This is a genomic window from Pedococcus bigeumensis (assembly GCF_039531795.1).
Classification (GTDB): domain Bacteria; phylum Actinomycetota; class Actinomycetes; order Actinomycetales; family Dermatophilaceae; genus Pedococcus; species Pedococcus bigeumensis.
In genome coordinates, this window is record NZ_BAAAQS010000001.1 from 1,167,053 (window position 1) to 1,182,922 (window position 15,870).

12 protein-coding genes are annotated in these 15,870 nt (G+C 70.6%); 6 read left to right on the forward strand and 6 right to left on the reverse strand.

Translation table 11 applies throughout. The annotated features are described in order from the left end of the window. Window positions 1–3 precede the first annotated feature (3 nt). Genes ABD262_RS05595 through ABD262_RS05605 form a run of 3 tightly spaced genes read left to right on the forward strand, consistent with a single transcriptional unit; the run spans window position 4 to window position 2,023 of the window. Window positions 4–897, forward strand: coding sequence for a DUF3710 domain-containing protein (locus ABD262_RS05595; protein WP_344132406.1), 894 nt, complete (start codon window positions 4–6; stop codon window positions 895–897). 6 nt (window positions 898–903) lie between these two features. Continuing rightward, complete coding sequence (locus ABD262_RS05600) at window positions 904–1,323, forward strand: OB-fold nucleic acid binding domain-containing protein (RefSeq protein ID WP_425564798.1); 420 nt, start codon at window positions 904–906, stop codon at window positions 1,321–1,323. After that, a complete protein-coding gene (locus ABD262_RS05605) occupies window positions 1,313–2,023 on the forward strand; it encodes a DUF3159 domain-containing protein (protein ID WP_344132409.1) in 711 nt (236 codons plus the stop codon). The genes ABD262_RS05600 and ABD262_RS05605 overlap by 11 nt, the downstream gene beginning before the upstream one ends. 61 nt (window positions 2,024–2,084) lie before the next feature. On the opposite strand, the gene ABD262_RS05610 is transcribed toward ABD262_RS05605, so the two are convergent. Continuing rightward, window positions 2,085–2,768 carry a potassium channel family protein gene (locus ABD262_RS05610; protein WP_056920806.1) on the reverse strand — a complete coding sequence of 228 codons (684 nt, stop codon included), beginning with the start codon at window positions 2,766–2,768 and terminating at the stop codon, window positions 2,085–2,087. 89 nt (window positions 2,769–2,857) lie between these two features. Continuing rightward, window positions 2,858–3,526, reverse strand: a complete 669-nt coding sequence (locus tag ABD262_RS05615; protein ID WP_344132412.1) for a potassium channel family protein — start codon at window positions 3,524–3,526, stop codon at window positions 2,858–2,860. 127 nt (window positions 3,527–3,653) lie between these two features. Here ABD262_RS05615 and ABD262_RS05620 point away from each other — a divergent pair, with 127 nt between their 5' ends. The 3 genes from ABD262_RS05620 to acnA all read left to right on the forward strand — a co-directional run bounded on the left by ABD262_RS05620 (window position 3,654) and on the right by acnA (window position 9,986). Then, a complete protein-coding gene (locus ABD262_RS05620; protein ID WP_344132415.1) occupies window positions 3,654–5,615 on the forward strand; it encodes an APC family permease in 1,962 nt (653 codons plus the stop codon). Next, a complete protein-coding gene (locus ABD262_RS05625; RefSeq protein ID WP_344132418.1) occupies window positions 5,612–6,910 on the forward strand; it encodes a class I SAM-dependent RNA methyltransferase in 1,299 nt (432 codons plus the stop codon). The genes ABD262_RS05620 and ABD262_RS05625 overlap by 4 nt, the downstream gene beginning before the upstream one ends. A gap of 268 nt (window positions 6,911–7,178) precedes the next feature. Then, window positions 7,179–9,986 carry an aconitate hydratase AcnA gene (gene acnA / locus ABD262_RS05630; protein ID WP_344132421.1) on the forward strand — a complete coding sequence of 936 codons (2,808 nt, stop codon included), beginning with the start codon at window positions 7,179–7,181 and terminating at the stop codon, window positions 9,984–9,986. A 126-nt stretch (window positions 9,987–10,112) separates the two neighbouring features. Here the strand turns inward: acnA and ABD262_RS05635 are convergent, their stop codons facing one another. From ABD262_RS05635 to ABD262_RS05650, 4 genes are all read right to left on the reverse strand, one after another. Next, window positions 10,113–10,664: a DinB family protein gene (locus ABD262_RS05635; protein ID WP_344132424.1), complete on the reverse strand. Its 552-nt coding sequence runs from the start codon at window positions 10,662–10,664 to the stop codon at window positions 10,113–10,115. Between the two features lie 3 nt (window positions 10,665–10,667). Beyond that, window positions 10,668–12,275 (reverse strand): HNH endonuclease signature motif containing protein, encoded by a 1,608-nt coding sequence (locus ABD262_RS05640; protein ID WP_344132426.1) that lies wholly within the window; start codon window positions 12,273–12,275, stop codon window positions 10,668–10,670. Between the two features lie 150 nt (window positions 12,276–12,425). Then, window positions 12,426–14,447, reverse strand: coding sequence for a vWA domain-containing protein (locus ABD262_RS05645; protein ID WP_344132428.1), 2,022 nt, complete (start codon window positions 14,445–14,447; stop codon window positions 12,426–12,428). Continuing rightward, window positions 14,444–15,856, reverse strand: coding sequence for a magnesium chelatase ATPase subunit I (locus ABD262_RS05650; protein ID WP_344132431.1), 1,413 nt, complete (start codon window positions 15,854–15,856; stop codon window positions 14,444–14,446). The genes ABD262_RS05645 and ABD262_RS05650 overlap by 4 nt, the downstream gene beginning before the upstream one ends. Window positions 15,857–15,870 lie beyond the last annotated feature (14 nt).

Here is a 15,870-nt window from a genome sequence, read left to right on the forward strand (position 1 = left end):
CCAGTGGGCATTTTCCGACGCGGCAAGAACTCCGATGCGGCCGACGCCGTCGACAGCGTCGACGACCTCGACCTGGCTGACGGGACCGACGCCGACGGCCCCGACCTCGACGACGTGAACGAGGCCGGCGGGGTCGCCGACGATGCCCACGACCACGCCGACGGTCGTGCGGATGGCGCCGACGCCGGCCCCGCGGGGCCGTTCGACTCGTCCGAGGTCGACGACGACGACGGCCGGCTCGACCTGGGCGCGCTGCGCATCAAGGGCGTGCCCGGGATGGAGCTGCGCCTCGAGATCGACGAGGCCGCCAACCAGGTGGTCGGCGCCACCGCGGTCATCGGTGACTCGGCCGTGCAGATCCAGGCCTTCGCCGCCCCCAAGACGATGGGGATCTGGGACGACATCCGCAGCGAGATCGCCGAGTCGATCCTCGCCCAGGGCGGCACCGCCGACGAGGCGCGGGGCGCGCTCGGCACCGAGCTGCGCACCCGGATGCCCTCGGCCGGCCCGGATGGCCGCACCGTCTTCGCCCCGGCCCGCTTTGCCGGCGTGGACGGTCCGCGCTGGTTCCTGCGCGCGGTCTTCTCCGGCCGGGCCGCGATCGAGGACGCCGCGGCCGAGCCACTGCTCGAGGTCGTCCGGGGCACCGTGGTGGTGCGTGGCGACGGCGCCATGGCCCCGCGCGAGATGCTGCTGCTCAAGCTCCCCGAGGAGATGCAGACCCCGCACGACCACGACCACGACGGTTACGACCACGACGGTCACGACCACGACGGTCACGGTCACGACCACGACCACGACCACGGGGCCGGCACTGCCGGTTCCGCTGGCTCGTCCAGCCACGTCGACGACCTCAAGCCGTTCCAGCGTGGTCCCGAGATCACCGAGGTCAGGTAGGACACCGTGGCGCTGAAACACCTCACCCCCGTCGACCCGCGCTCGACGCAGGTCCACAAGTCTCCGCTGGCCAAGCTCTCCGAGCGCCTGACGAAGACGGTCACCCAGATGGAGGCCGACGAGCTCCAGGAGGACGCCGCCCGGCTGGGCTGTACCCCGATGTGCGACCTGGAGGACCGCCAGGAGGCCACCGTCTCCGGCACCGTCCGCGCCGTCACCCTGCGGCCGCGGGTCAACGTCCCGGCGCTGGTCATCGACCTCTACGACGGCAGCCGGACGATCAACCTCGTCTGGCTGGGCCGTCGCACCATCGGTGGGATCGAGCCCGGCACCTACCTGCGCGCACACGGTCGCGTGACCTACACGCGCGGCATACCGACGATCTTCAACCCGTCGTACGAGATCGTCCCGCTGCGTGCCCACTGACCCCGCGCCCGGCGTCACGGTCGAGGCGCTGATCCGGCGCCGGCTGGCGACCGCCCTCGGCGGCTGGCGCGGTTCGGCCGAGACGGCAGTGCCGACCCTGGTGTTCGTCGTCCTGTGGGTCTGGCGCAAGGACCTGACCATGGCGATCGTCGCCTCCGTGGCGGTGACGCTGGTCATGGCGGTCGTCCGCGTGGTGCAGCGGCAGAACCTCCAGTACGTGTTGTCCGCGGTGTTCCCGACGGCCATCGCCGCGTTCTTCGCGCTGCGCAGCGGGAAGGCCGAGGACGCCTTCCTGCCCGGCATCATCTGGAACGCGGTGATGCTGGTGGTGGCCCTGGTCTCGGTGGCCCTGCGGTGGCCGCTGGTGGGGTTCATGGTCGGCGCGGGTGACCCGCGGATGGCCGACGACCCGGTCGGGTGGCACCGCGACCGCGGGCTCGTGCGCGTCTGCCAGCGGCTGACCCTGGTGCTCGTCGGGCTCTTCGTCGTCCGGCTCGTGGTCATGGTGCCGCTGTACCTCGCGAGCCAGGTCGCCCTCTTGGGCGTCGCGAAGGTCGTGCTCGGGTGGCCGCTCTGGCTGGCCGGGGTCGCCGTGATGGGCCTCATGCTCGTCAAGGGCCACACGCCTCCCGAGCTGGCCCCCGCCGACGAGCCGGAGACCGACGAGGCAGCAACCAGCTCGACCACGGCCGAGGCCTAGGGGACGGCTGGGGAAGGGGTCGAGCCCAGCGCCCGACCGGGGATCGAGCCAGAGGGCTCGGTCACTCCTCGCCGCGCGGCACCCGCTGACCGGGGCTGAGCATCGCCTCGAGCTCGTCCTCGAACTCCGGCGTCGAGATGAAGAGCAGCTCGTCGTGCGGCTCGAGCGAGTCGTCGCGGCTGGGCGCGATGGGATGGTCCTCACGGATGATCCCGACCAGCACGGTCTCGCCGGGGAAGTCGACGTCGCCGACCCGCTTGCCGGCATAGGGGCTGTCGGGCGGGAGGGTGAGCTCCACCATGGTCGCCTTGCCCTGCTGGAACTGGAAGATCCGCACGAGGTCGCCGATGCTCACGGCCTCCTCGACGAGGGCGGTCATCAGGCGGGGAGTCGACACCGCGACGTCCACGCCCCACGCCTCGTCGAACATCCACTCGTTCTTGGGGTTGTTGACCCGGGCCACGGTGCGCGGCACGCCGAACTCGGTCTTCGCCAGCAGTGACACGACGAGGTTGACCTTGTCGTCGCCGGTCGCGGCGACGACCACGTCGCACTCGGCCAGCCCGGCCTCGTGCAGTGCGGTGATCTCACAGGCGTCGGCGAGGAGCCAGTTCGCGTCGGGGATCTTGCTGGCCTGGACGTCCTTGCGCTCGCGGTCCATGAGGAGCACCTGGTGTCCGTTGTGCAGCAGCTCGCGGGCGATCGAGCGGCCCACGCTGCCTGCACCGGCGATGACGACGCGCATGTGTGGTTCCTTCGTGCTCAGGGTCGGGAGGTGCTCAGTGTTCGGTGAGGTGCTCAGTGTTCGTCAGGTGCTCAGTGTTCGTCAGGTGCTCAGTGTTCGGTCGCGGTGGGTGGTCCGTCGAGCGTGCGCTCCACGGAGGGCAGCTCGGCCGCGAGGGCGGCCAGGTGGAGCAGGTCGCCCTCCTGGAAGACGCTGTCCGCGGCGGGGAGCGTGGCCACACCGAGCCGGGTCAGGTATGCCGCGCGGGCGCCGGTGGCCTCCTCGAGCTCGGTGATGCGCCGGCCGACCCACGCAGGGTTGACGGTCACCTCCGCGATGACAACGGCGCCTGAGGGGTCGACGAGCTCTGGTACGTGGCCCTGGGGGAGCAGCCGCCGCATCATCTGGTCGGCCGTCCACTTGACCGTGGCGACGGTGGGGATGCCGAGCCGCTGGTAGACCTCGGCGCGACCGGGGTCGTAGATGCGGGCGACGACGTGCTCGACGCCGAAGGTCTCGCGCGCCACCCGGGCGGCGAGGATGTTGGAGTTGTCGCCACTGGAGACCGCCGCGAAGGCGTAGGCGTCGGCGATGCCGGCCTCGTGCAGGGTGTCGCGGTCGAACCCCACCCCGGTCACCCGGCGACCCTCGAACGAGGACCCGAGGCGGCGGAAGGCCGACTCCTCCTGGTCGATGATCGAGACGTCGTGGCCCTGGTTCTCGAGGCTGTGCGCGAGGGACGATCCCACCCGGCCGCAGCCCATGATGACGAAATGCACGACGCCGACGCTACACCGGACCGTCCCAGCGCCGCAGGGCGCCGCGCAGCGGCGGATACCGCGGCCTAGAGTGTTGGCCGTGCCATCTCCCGGACGTGTCATCAAACGTGTGCTCGTCGGACGCGCCATGCGCAGCGACCGTCTGGCCGAGACCCTGCTGCCCAAGCGACTGGCCCTCCCGGTCTTTGCCAGCGACCCACTCTCGTCGGTCGCCTACGCCCCGGACGAGATCTTCCTGACGCTCGGCCTTGCCGGGGGCACCCTCGCCCTGACCCAGTCGTGGAAGATCGCCCTGGTGGTGGTGCTCGTGATGGTGGTCGTCGTTGCCTCGTACCGGCAGAACGTGCACGCCTACCCCTCCGGCGGTGGAGACTACGAGGTGGCCAGCACGAACCTGGGTGCGAAGGCGGGACTCACCGTCGGCAGCGCCTTGTTGGTCGACTACGTGCTCACGGTGGCTGTCTCGGTCTCGTCGGGCGTGCAGAATGCCGCTGCGGCGCTGCCGTTCCTGCGAGGCCATGAGGTTCTGGTGGCGGTGGGCCTGGTCGCCTTCCTGGCCGGAATAAACCTGCGCGGAGTGCGCGAGTCGGGGAAGGCATTCGCCGTGCCGACCTACCTCTTCATGACCTGCGTGCTCGGCATGGCAGCCGTTGGCCTCTTCCGCAACCTCAACGGGACCCTTCCGCGCGCCGCGAGCGCGAACTTGCAGCTCGTCCCCGAGCCCGGCTACGAGTCCCTTGGGGCCTTCGCGATGGCGTTCCTGATGCTCCGCGCGTTCTCGTCCGGGTGCGCCGCCCTCACCGGCGTCGAGGCCATCTCGAACGGCGTCCCTGCCTTCCGCAAGCCGAAGAGCAAGAACGCCGCGACGACGCTTCTCATGATGGGCATCGTGGCGATCACCATGATGGTGTCGATGGTGACCCTTGCCAGGTGGACAGGAGTGAAGTACGCCGAGGACCCAGCTCAACAGCTCGTGCAGCAGAACGGCCAACCAGTCCCCGCGGACTACGTCCAGGAGACCATCATGGGTCAGGTCTCGCATGCGGTGTTCGACAACTTCCCGCCAGGTGTCCTGCTCGTCTCGATCGTCACGGGTCTCATCCTCATCCTCGCCGCCAACACCGCCTTCAGCGGCTTTCCTGTCCTGGGCTCGATCTTGGCGCGTGACGGCTACCTGCCCCGCCAGCTGCACACCCGTGGCGACCGGCTGGCGTTCTCCAACGGAATCCTCACGTTGGCTGGTGCCGCGGCATTCCTGATCGTGCTGTACAACGCCGAGGTGACCAAGCTGATCCAGCTCTACATCGTGGGCGTCTTCGTCTCCTTTTCGCTGAGCCAGACCGGGATGGTCCGGCACTGGAACCGCCACTTGCGGGTGGAGCGCGATCCGAGTGTCCGCCGTCGCATGATGCGCAGCAGGGTGATCAACGCCCTCGGCGCGGCGATTTGCTTCATCGTCCTCGTCGTCGTCCTGGCAACCAAGTTCATCCACGGTGCGGGCTACGCGATCGCGGCGATGGTCGTCCTCTTCTTCCTCATGACGGGTATCCAGCGCCACTACGAGCGCGTCCGGGCCGAGCTGCGGATCAGCGACGACGACCTGGACGCCCAGATGCTGCCGAGCCGGGTCCATGCGATCGTCCTCGTCTCCAAGATCCACAAGCCGACCCTGCGCGCCCTCGCCTACGCCCGCGCGACCCGTCCCTCGAAGCTGGAGGCGATCACGGTCAACGTCGAGCCCGACGAGACCAAGGCGCTTCAAGAGGACTGGGACCGGCGCGACATCCCGGTGCCGCTCAAAGCCCTGGACTCGCCCTACCGCGAGATCACCCGCCCCGTGGTCGAGTACGTCAAGTCACTGCGCTCCGGCCACCCCCGGGACGTCGTGGTGGTCTACATCCCCGAGTACGTGCTGGGCAAGTGGTACGAGCAGGTCCTGCACAACCAGAGCGCCCTGCGCCTCAAGGGCCGCCTGCTGTTCACCCCCGGCGTCATGGTGGCCAGCGTGCCCTGGCAGCTCGCCTCGTCGGAGGGCCAGGAAGAGCGGTTCGACGGCCCCACCGCGGGCTCGGTCCGCCTCGGGCAGTGACCACCACCCCGGCAGCGCCAGCGTCCCTCGCCGTCGGTGACGTCGTCACCCTCGACGTCGGCGCGGTGGCGCACGGTGGGTTCTGCGTCGCCCGCCACGAAGGCCGCGTCGTCTTCGTCCGGCACACCCTCCCGGGCGAACGCGTGAACGCGCAGGTCACCGAGGCGCGTGAGGGCCAACGCTTCGTGCGGGCCGACTGTGTCGAGGTGCTCCGGGCGAGTCCGCACCGCGTCACCCCGCCGTGCCCGTATGCCGGCCCCGGCCTCTGCGGGGGGTGCGACTTCCAGCACGCCACGCTCGCCCACCAGCGAGAGCTCAAGTCGTCGGTGGTCCGTGAGCAGTTCGCCCGGTTGGCCAAGCAGGACATCCAGGTCGCGGTCGAGGCGCTGCCCGGCGACCACGAGGGCCTGGGGTGGCGCACCCGCGTCGAGTTCGCGGTCGACGACAGCGGTCGGGCCGGACTGCGGGGGAGCCGGTCGCACGACATCGTGCCCGTCGAGACGTGCCTCATCGCCGACCCCCGCATCCTCGCGACGGGGGTGCTCACCCACGACTGGTCGGGCGACTCGGCCGTCGACGTGGCGGCTCCCTCGGAGGGGGAGGCGGTCGTGGTCTCGGTGCCGTCCGGGGAGCAGGACGCTCCGGTCGTGACCGAACACGTCGTGGCACAGACCTTCTCGGGGACGTTCGAGGTGTCCGCGCGTGGCTTCTGGCAGGTCCACCCCGGCGCGGCGGCGACCTTCGTCGACACGGTCACGGGGATGCTCGAGCCCCGTGCGGGCGAGACCGCCCTCGACCTGTATGCCGGTGTGGGCCTCTTCGCCGCGGCCCTGGCCGAGCGCGTCGGCGAGTCGGGCAAGGTCGTCGCGGTGGAGTCGGACGCGGGAGCGGTGGCCTCGGCCGCCGGCAACCTCGCGGCATACCCGTCGGTGGCGGTGGTCCGCGCCCGCGTCGACGACGCGTTCGGGGTGCCGCGGGCCAGCCGGTCCGGTCCCACCCGCCAACGCGCCCAACGGCAGCGCAAGCTGCGGCGCCACCCACTGGTCCCACTGCGCGCCGACCTGGTGGTGCTCGACCCGCCCCGGACCGGAGCGGGGCGCGACGTGACGGCACAGGTCGCCGCGCTCGAACCGCGAGCCATCGCCTACGTCGCGTGCGACCCCTCGGCGCTGGCCCGGGACTCGGCGTTCCTGGCTGCGGCCGGCTACGAGCTGGCGGAGCTGCGGGCCTTCGACGCGTTCCCCATGACCCACCACGTGGAGTGCATCGCCCTGTTCACGCGGACCGCGCCGTGACAGGTGGTCGGGACTGATGCTGGGACTGATACCGGGACTGATGTCGGGACTGGTGTCGGGACTGGTGTCGGGACTGGCGTCGCCACGTCACGCCGTCCGCGGGGGACTCTCCACTTTCGCAGCGCGCGGCCTTGGAGCAGGATCAGGCAGGAGGCCTGACCGACGTGATATCTTGACGTCAAGATAAATCGCACGAGCACGAGCACCGCATCGAGCGACCCGACGGTGCACCCCAGAGCATCGATTCCGAGCATCGAAGGAGCAGGCAGTGGCCAGCACGAACAGCTTCAACGCCCACGGCGAGCTGAAGGTCGGTGACAACTCCTACGAGGTCTACCGGCTCGACGCGGTCGAGGGCAGCCAGACCCTCCCGTACAGCCTCAAGGTGCTGCTGGAGAACCTCCTGCGCACCGAGGACGGCGCCAACATCACCGCCGACCACATCCGCGCCCTGGGCGCCTGGGACGAGAACGCCGAGCCCGACACCGAGATCCAGTTCACGCCGGCCCGCGTCCTCATGCAGGACTTCACCGGCGTGCCGTGCATCGTCGACCTGGCCACCATGCGCGAGGCCGTCGCCGACCTCGGTGGCGACCCGGCCAAGATCAACCCGCTCAGCCCGGCCGAGATGGTCATCGACCACTCCGTGATCATCGACGTCTTCGGCCGCGCCGACGCCTTCGAGAAGAACGTCGAGATCGAGTACCAGCGCAACGGCGAGCGCTACCAGTTCCTGCGCTGGGGCCAGACCGCCTTCGAGGACTTCAAGGTGGTGCCCCCGGGCACCGGCATCGTCCACCAGGTCAACATCGAGCACCTCGCCCGCACGGTCATGGTGCGCGACGGCGTGGCCTACCCCGACACCTGCGTCGGCACCGACTCGCACACCACGATGGTCAACGGCCTCGGCGTGCTGGGCTGGGGCGTCGGTGGCATCGAGGCCGAGGCGGCCATGCTCGGCCAGCCCGTCTCGATGCTCATTCCCCGCGTCGTCGGCTTCAAGCTGTCGGGCTCGATCCCGGCCGGCGCCACCGCGACCGACGTCGTGCTCACCATCACCGAGCAGCTGCGCGCCCACGGCGTGGTCGGCAAGTTCGTCGAGTTCTACGGCGAGGGCGTCTCGGCGGTGCCGCTGGCCAATCGCGCCACGATCGGCAACATGAGCCCCGAGTTCGGCTCGACCTGTGCGATCTTCCCGATCGACGACGTGACCCTGGAGTACCTGCGCCTCACCGGTCGCAGCGACGAGTCGGTCGCGCTGGTCGAGGCGTACGCCAAGGAGCAGGGGATGTGGCTGCACGCCGGCCCCGACCAGCCCGAGGCCCGGTACTCCGAGCGCCTCGAGCTCGATCTGTCGACCGTCGTCCCGTCGATCGCCGGCCCCAAGCGTCCGCAGGACCGGATCGCGCTCACCGATGCGAAGGAGTCCTTCCGCAAGGTGCTGCCGACCTACGTCGCGCACCACGAGGGCGACGCCGGCGCGGCCACGAGCTTCCCGGCCAGCGACCCCTCGCCCCAGGGCAGCACCGACGGCACCAACGGCGGGGACAAGCCGGCCTCCGAGGGCAACGGCTCGGAGCGCCCGTCGAAGAAGGTCACCGTCACGACCGCCGAGGGTGCGTCGTTCGAGATCGACCACGGCATCGTGTCGATCGCCTCGATCACGAGCTGCACCAACACCTCCAACCCGTCGGTCATGATGGCCGCCGCCATGCTGGCCAAGAACGCCGTCGACCGCGGCCTCACCGTCGCTCCGTGGGTCAAGACGTCGATGGCGCCGGGTTCCAAGGTCGTCTCCGACTACTACGAGAAGGCCGGCATGTGGCCCTACCTCGAGAAGCTCGGCTTCCACCTGGTCGGCTACGGCTGCACGACGTGCATCGGCAACTCCGGCCCGCTCTCGGACGAGATCTCCGCGGCCATCAACGAGAACGACCTCGCCGTCGTCTCGGTGCTGTCGGGCAACCGGAACTTCGAGGGGCGCATCAACCCCGACGTGAAGATGAACTACCTCGCGTCGCCGCCGCTGGTCATCGCCTACGCCCTCGCCGGCACGATGGACTTCGACTTCGACTCCGAGCCGCTGGGCCAGGACACCGATGGCAAGGACGTCTTCCTCAAGGACCTGTGGCCGGCACCGGCCGACGTCGAGCGGACCATCGCCGAGAGCATCAACAAGGAGATGTTCACCAACGACTACGCCGACGTGTTCGCCGGCGACGAGCGCTGGCAGTCGCTCCCGACGCCCGAGGGAAAGACCTTCGACTGGGCCGAGGACTCGACCTACGTGCGCAAGCCCCCGTACTTCGACGGCATGACGATGGAGACGACCCCCGTCGCGGACATCGCCGACGCGCGGGTGCTGGCCAAGCTGGGTGACTCGGTCACCACCGACCACATCAGCCCGGCCGGCTCGATCAAGGCCGACAGCCCGGCGGGCAAGTACCTCGCCGAGCACGGAGTCGACCGCAAGGACTTCAACTCCTACGGCTCTCGTCGGGGCAACCACGAGGTGATGATCCGCGGCACGTTCGCGAACATCCGCCTCAAGAACCTCCTGCTCGACGGTGTCGAGGGTGGGTTCACGCGGCTGTTCCTGGAGCGTGACGGCATCGCCGGTGGCGAGCAGACGACGATCTACGACGCGTCGGCCGCCTACCAGGAGGCCGGTGTCCCGCTGGTCATCCTCTCCGGCAAGGAGTACGGCTCGGGATCGTCGCGCGACTGGGCGGCCAAGGGCACGCGCCTGCTGGGGGTGCGCGCCGTGATCGCCGAGTCGTACGAGCGCATCCACCGCTCCAACCTGATCGGCATGGGCGTCATCCCGTTGCAGTACCCCGCGGGTGAGTCGGCCGACTCGCTCGGTCTCGACGGCACCGAGACGATCTCCATCACGGGCATCACCGAGCTCAACGAGGGACGCACGCCCAAGACGGTCAAGGTCTCCGCGGTCCGTGACGGTGCCGAGCCGGTCGAGTTCGACGCGGTCGTGCGCATCGACACCCCCGGTGAGGCCGACTACTACCGCAACGGCGGCATCCTGCAGTACGTCCTGCGGTCGCTCGTCAACAGCTGAGCCCAGGCTCCCTGCTCCACCACTGAGGGGTATGCCGCGTGGTCACCACGCGGCATACCCCTCAGTCGTGCGCCGATCGTAGGTGGGCGAGGCGGGTTGGGTGCCTTGCCGGGCGCGGGGGCAGTGTCAGGTCGGGTCGCTGAGGGTGAGCTGCCTGCGGTGGTGCGCGTAGTGCAGGGCCGGGTAAGCGTAGACGGCGGCCAGCGTCATGGTCGGCTCGAAGTAGGGATCCCAGCTGGTCGGGAACGGCATCCGGCGAGCGAGCCTCTCCTCGGGGGTCTGCTCGAGGCTGGTGACCAGACGGTCGATGCTGTGGTCACAGAGGCGGCCCATTCGGGCGTGGTTGAACACCAGGGCCCCACCGCACGACCCGGCGTAGTTCACCCAGTGGAACGGGATCCGCCCGGCGTCGAGGAGCCGGGCGAAGCTTCGGCCGACCCAGCCCGGCAGGGTGGACACGACTCGGACGAGGGGCAACAGCCGTCGGACGACGAGGAACCCGAACACCATGTGGAAGAGCAGCTGCTCGTTGGTCCACCTGGTCCCGTTGCTGGACCGGCGCAGCTGAGCTGGCGTCGCGCCGGCCAGGAGGGCACGCAGGTCGTCGCGGCATCCGTTCAGACCGTCGACGATGGCAGCCCGGTCGACCGGATGGGTGACCTCGTCCTGCGGGCTCATCCGTCAGCTCGGACCATCAGGGCAGCTGGCGCCATGTGGCCATCGTCGTCCAGCACGTCTTCGCTGACCAGAGGTCGTGTGCGGCTCGGTGTCCCTGGTCCCGACCGTTGGCGTCGGGGCTTCGTCGGGCCCTGGATCGGGCCAGCGGGGGATGGTGCCGGCTTGTCGGAGGGCTTCGAGGTGGTGGTCGTACGCGCCCGGCGTGAGATCCCAGTGGACCTGCGGGCCGTCGGGTCCGTGGATGACCGCGGCGGAGTAGCGATGACGGTGGACGACAGTGTGGTGGGCCCGGCAGAGCAGGGCTGCGTTGGTCAGGTTGGTCGGGCCGCCGTCGGCCCAGTGGATGAGGTGGTGGGCGTCGGTCCAGGTCGGCGGTCTGGAGCAGCCGGGGAAGGTGCAGCCTTGGTCGCGCGACCACAGGTGGCGGGTCTGGGCAGGGGTGAACAGGCGCACCGTCTGGCCGTGGTCGAGGACCTGACCGGGGGAGCCCAGGACCATCGGGATGAGGTCGGCGTCGCAAGCCAGTCGCCGGATCGTGTCGGTGGTCAGCAGGTCGCCGGCAACGGTGTGGCCGGCACCGCGGGCCTGGCGGGTCAAGGTGGCCAGGTCGGTGCTGACGATGAGGGTGGTCTTGGCCTGGCGGGGTGCGCCGTCGGGCGCGGACACGGCGCGGGTGACGAGGTCGAGCAGGGCGTCGGCGCGGCGGGCGGCCGGGGTCCGCGGGTCGAGCGCCCCGGTCTCGGCGTCCTTGGCAGGTTTGGCGAGCGCATCGACGGCTGTGTCGATGATGGCGGCGCCTTCGTCGTCGAGGAGCAGGGTGTAGCGGGACAGGCCCAACGGCCCGCGACCTTTGCTGAGCGAGCGGTGGGCACGACGCAGGTCGGCGTCGTGTTCGACGAGCCGGTCTGGGTGCAGCTGGTTGGCGGCGTGGCGCAGGGCAGTCGCCAAGCCCTTCTCGGACAGGGGATGGTGCCCGCGGGCGGCTCGCAGGGTGATGGTGGTGAGCTCGGCGAGGTGGTCGGGGTCGGCGAGCCCGCGCACGGAGCGGTGGAACCGGATGATCTGCGCTGCTTTCCCCACCGGCAGGACACCCTCCCCGACGTCTCCCGCAGCCGCACCCTGAGCCCTGCCTTCGACGGTGTCGTCCGCGTTGTCGCCCGCAGGGTCATGATCGGGGTGGCCGAGGTCGGGGTGGTCGAGGTCGGTGGCTGCCCCGACCGCTGCCGCCACGGTGACCGCCTCGAGCACGTCGTCGAGTCGCCGGTCGCCGTCGGCTGCGGCGACAACGCTGGTGGCGAGCGTGTCGAGGTCGGTCAGGGAGCGGGTGGGCAGGTGCGGCGCGAGGGCGCGGGCCCAGTCGACCGGTCCCCACCCGTCGCCGGTGCCCAGGCCGCGTTGCCTGGCCTCGGCCAGGACTGCGACCAGGTGGGCGTCGACGCTGGCTCGCAACCGCCCGAGCAGGGTGAACGCCTCGGCGACCTCTGCGTCACCCAGCCCCCACAGCCGGTGTGGGGTCGACGTCGCTATGCCGTCGAGGGCGGAGGCGACCGCGCCCAGGACCGGGCGGGCAGGGTGCTGCTCCTGCCAGGTCGGGTCCGAAGCGATTGCCATGAGGAAACCCTAGGACCCACCACCGACAGCGCGACCAGAGCCGGCTGTCACGAACCAGACTGGTGCACAACGAGTTTCGCGCGCTCGCCGCACCTGTGGACAACCGCAACCGTTACGGCGCCGGTTCGGCAGGCCACGCGGCATACCGGCTCAGTCGTCGACCCAGAAGCCCCGGCCGCCTCCGTAGAAGCCGCCGAACTGCTCGCGGTAGGAGCCCGGCCCCCGCGACCCGAGGTAGCTGCCGACCACCGCCGCCCCCAGGTCGTCGAGCTCCGGCGCCACGACGCGGCCGTCGACGCGACGCGCCATCTGGTCGATGAACCGGGCCAGGCCAGCGTCCTCGCCCAGCCGGAAGAAGGTCACCTGCGCACCGAGCCGTGCCACGTTGTCGAGCTCGCGCACGCTGTAGGCGATCGTGAGCGGGTGCGGTGGGTAGTCGAAGTAGACCTCGCCGTCGGGTTCGAGGTGGGCGGTGGGCTCGCCGTCGGTCACGACCAGCAGCACCGGCTGGGCGCTCGGGTGCTTGCGGAAGTGCCGAGCCGCGAGGAGCAGGGCGTGGTGCAGGTTGGTGCCCTTGGCCCACTGCGCGTCGAGACCGGTGAGCTGCTCGATGTCCATCACCTCCGCGTGCCGTCCGAACCCGATCAGCTGGAGGGCGTCGCCGCGGAACCGGCTGGAGATGAGGTGGTGCAGGGCCAGGGCCGTGCGCTTCATCGGCACCCAGCGGCCGTCCATCGCCATCGAGAACGACGTGTCGACGAGCAGGGCCACCGCCGCCTGGGTGCGGGCCTCGGTCTCGGTGACCTCCACGTCGCGGATGTCGAGCCGTATGCCGTGCGCGGGCTGGCCGCCGGCACCAGCCGTCCGCAGCACGGCGTTGGTGACCGTGCGGGTGACGTCCCATGGCTCGGTGTCGCCGAACTGCCACTCCCGGGTGGCGCCGCTGGCTTCGCCGGCCGCCCCGGCGTGCCGCACGTCGCGCTGCCCCTGACGACCGGACAGTCGTGTGGCGACGTCGCGCAGCAGCGCCTTGCCGAGCTGGCGCATCGCCTTGGGTGACAGCCTCAGCTGTCCGTCAGAGGTGCGGTTGAGGTAGCCCGAGTCACGCAGCGCGCGCTCCAGCTGGCTCAGCGTCCGAGCGTCCACGGCAGCGTCGTCGCCGACCAGCCTGGCCAGCGCGTCGATGTCGATGTCGTCCATCCGCGCACCGGGGTAGGACTGCGAGAGCTGTTCGGCGAGCTCGTCGAGCGAGGCGAGCTGCTGCAAGGCGCCGGTGCCGTCGCCGAGCCCGAGTCCCTGCGACCCCTCGAACTGCTCGGAGCCACCCCAGTCCTCGCCGGGACGCAGGGCCTGGAGGTTGGCGTCGAGCTGCCCCAGCTCGTCCATCAGCGCAGGAGACCCGAACGCCTGCGCCGACAGCTCCATCAGCTCGGCGCGTTGCTCCGCGGTCATCGAGTTCAGCATCCGCTGGGCTGCGGCCGCTCGCTGGGCCAGGCTGTCGATGAGCTCGTCGACGTCCTGCGGGTCGTCGGGGAAGAAGTCGCCGTGCTGGTCCATGAAGTCACGGAACTGCTCCGTGGTGTCCTCGCCCCGTCGGTGGGCGGCCAAGAGCTCGTTGAGGTCGTTGAGCATCCGCCGGACGTCCTCACGGTCCTCGTCGGTGGCGTTCTCGAGGGCCTGCTTCATGCCAGCGAAGCGCTGGTCCAGGGCCTCACGGCCGAGCAGGTCCTTGATGCGCTCGTAGTCGGCCCGGGCCGACGGGCTGCGCCATGGGTAGTCGGACAGCTCGCTGACCGCACCCGCGGTCGACGGCGGCAGGCTCTCGATCCGCATCTCGGCCAGGCGGGCGTCGTCGTCGAGGTCGCGCGCGAGCTGTTTGCGCTCCTCGAGCACGGCCCGGTCGAGCAGCTCGCGGACCTCGCGCAGGGTCCCGTCCAGGGAGTGGCGCTGCAGCAGCTCCTGGCGCTTCTCGGCCACCCGCCGGGCCAGCTCGTCCAGCCCGGTCTGGTCGCGGCTGCCACGGCGCAGGAACTCGCGCATGGCGTGGTCGGCCGAGTAGCCGGCCATGACGTCCTGCCCGATCGCGTCGAGGGCGTCGGCCAGGTCGACCGGGGGAGCCAGCGGATCCGGCCCCCCCGAGTACCGCGCGTACCGCGACCGGTGGGGACTCATCCGTAGACCGTCTCCCCGTCGGGGGAGTCCTTGTCGACGCGGCGCGCGAGGTAGAGGGCCTCGAGCGCCAGCTCGACCGCCCCGGCACGCTGACCGGCGGTGTGGGCGTCGAGTCGGTCTGCGATGGTGTCGTAGAGATCGGACTCGCCGAGCACCGGCAACCCGGCCAGGACGTCGGTGGCCGCCACCTGCTCGCCCGTGGTGACGGTCGCACCGCCCTCCAAGGCGGCGACGAGCAGGGCCAGGTCGATGCCGCCGAGGTGGCGTCGGGCGGTGTCGGCGACGGCCGTGCGGAGCAGGTGGGTGAGGATCTCCTGCTCCCTGCCCTCCTCGCCGGTCTCGAACTCGATCTTGCCGGCCAGCACCTCCACGGCGCTGTCGAGGTCGACGACGCGCGCGACCGCCTCCGGCTCACCCTGTCGGGTGGCCCGGTGCAGCGCTGCGGCGGCCACCGTCTCGGCGCCGGCGATGGAGAACCGCGCCGAGACGCCTGAGCGCTGGTCGACCGAGCTCGACTCGCGCAGCGCCCGGGTGAACCTCGCGAGCACCTCGACGAGGTGGTCGGGCAGCTCGGCCACGAGCTCGGCCTCCTGGCGGATGACGGCCATCTCGTCCTCGAGCTCGCGTGGGTAGTGGGTGCGGATCTCGGCGCCGAACCGGTCCTGCAGCGGAGTGATGATGCGACCGCGGTTCGTGTAGTCCTCCGGGTTCGCGCTGGCCACGACCAACACGTCCAGGGGCAGTCGCAGGACGTACCCGCGGATCTGGATGTCCCTCTCCTCCATCACGTTGAGCATCGCGACCTGGATGCGTTCGGCGAGGTCGGGCAGCTCGTTGATCGCGACGATGCCACGGTGGCTGCGGGGGATCAGTCCGAAGTGGATGGTCTCGGGGTCGCCGAGCGAGCGGCCCTCCGCCACCTTCATCGGGTCGACGTCGCCGATGAGGTCGGCGACGGAGGTGTCAGGGGTGGCGAGCTTCTCGGCATACCTCTCCTCACGGTGTCGCCACTCGATCGGGAGGTCGTCGCCCAGCTCGGCCGCTCGGCGACGCGAGGCGTGGACGACGGGCTCGTAAGGGTGCTCCCCGAGCTCGGACCCGGCGATCACCGGCGTCCACTCGTCGAGCAGGCCGACGAGGCTGCGCAGCAACCGGGTCTTGCCCTGGCCCCGCTCTCCGAGCAGCACGATGTCGTGGCCCGCGAGGAGGGCCCGCTCGAGCTGGGGGATGACGGTGGTGGCGAAGCCGTGCAGGCCGGGCCACGGGTCGCGGCCCTCGGCGAGCGCGGCGACCAGGTTGCCGCGCACCTCCTCGCGGAGGGTGCGGTGCTCGTGGCCGGAGGCGCGGAGCTGGCCGACGGTCGAGGCACTGGGCGGGGGAGCGGGAGCTGAGGCAGAGGGGTGCGTCACCTCCTCACGCTAAC

Bases quoted from the DNA above. Each gene is read 5' to 3' on its own strand.
- ABD262_RS05610 (WP_056920806.1), bottom strand. From the start codon at position 2,768: ATGCGCGTCGTCATCGCCGGTGCAGGCAGCGTGGGCCGCTCGATCGCC.
- ABD262_RS05620 (WP_344132415.1), top strand. From the start codon at position 3,654: ATGCGCAGCGACCGTCTGGCCGAGACCCTGCTGCCCAAGCGACTGGCC.
- ABD262_RS05635 (WP_344132424.1), bottom strand. From the start codon at position 10,664: ATGAGCCCGCAGGACGAGGTCACCCATCCGGTCGACCGGGCTGCCATC.
- ABD262_RS05640 (WP_344132426.1), bottom strand. From the start codon at position 12,275: ATGGCAATCGCTTCGGACCCGACCTGGCAGGAGCAGCACCCTGCCCGC.
- ABD262_RS05645 (WP_344132428.1), bottom strand. From the start codon at position 14,447: ATGAGTCCCCACCGGTCGCGGTACGCGCGGTACTCGGGGGGGCCGGAT.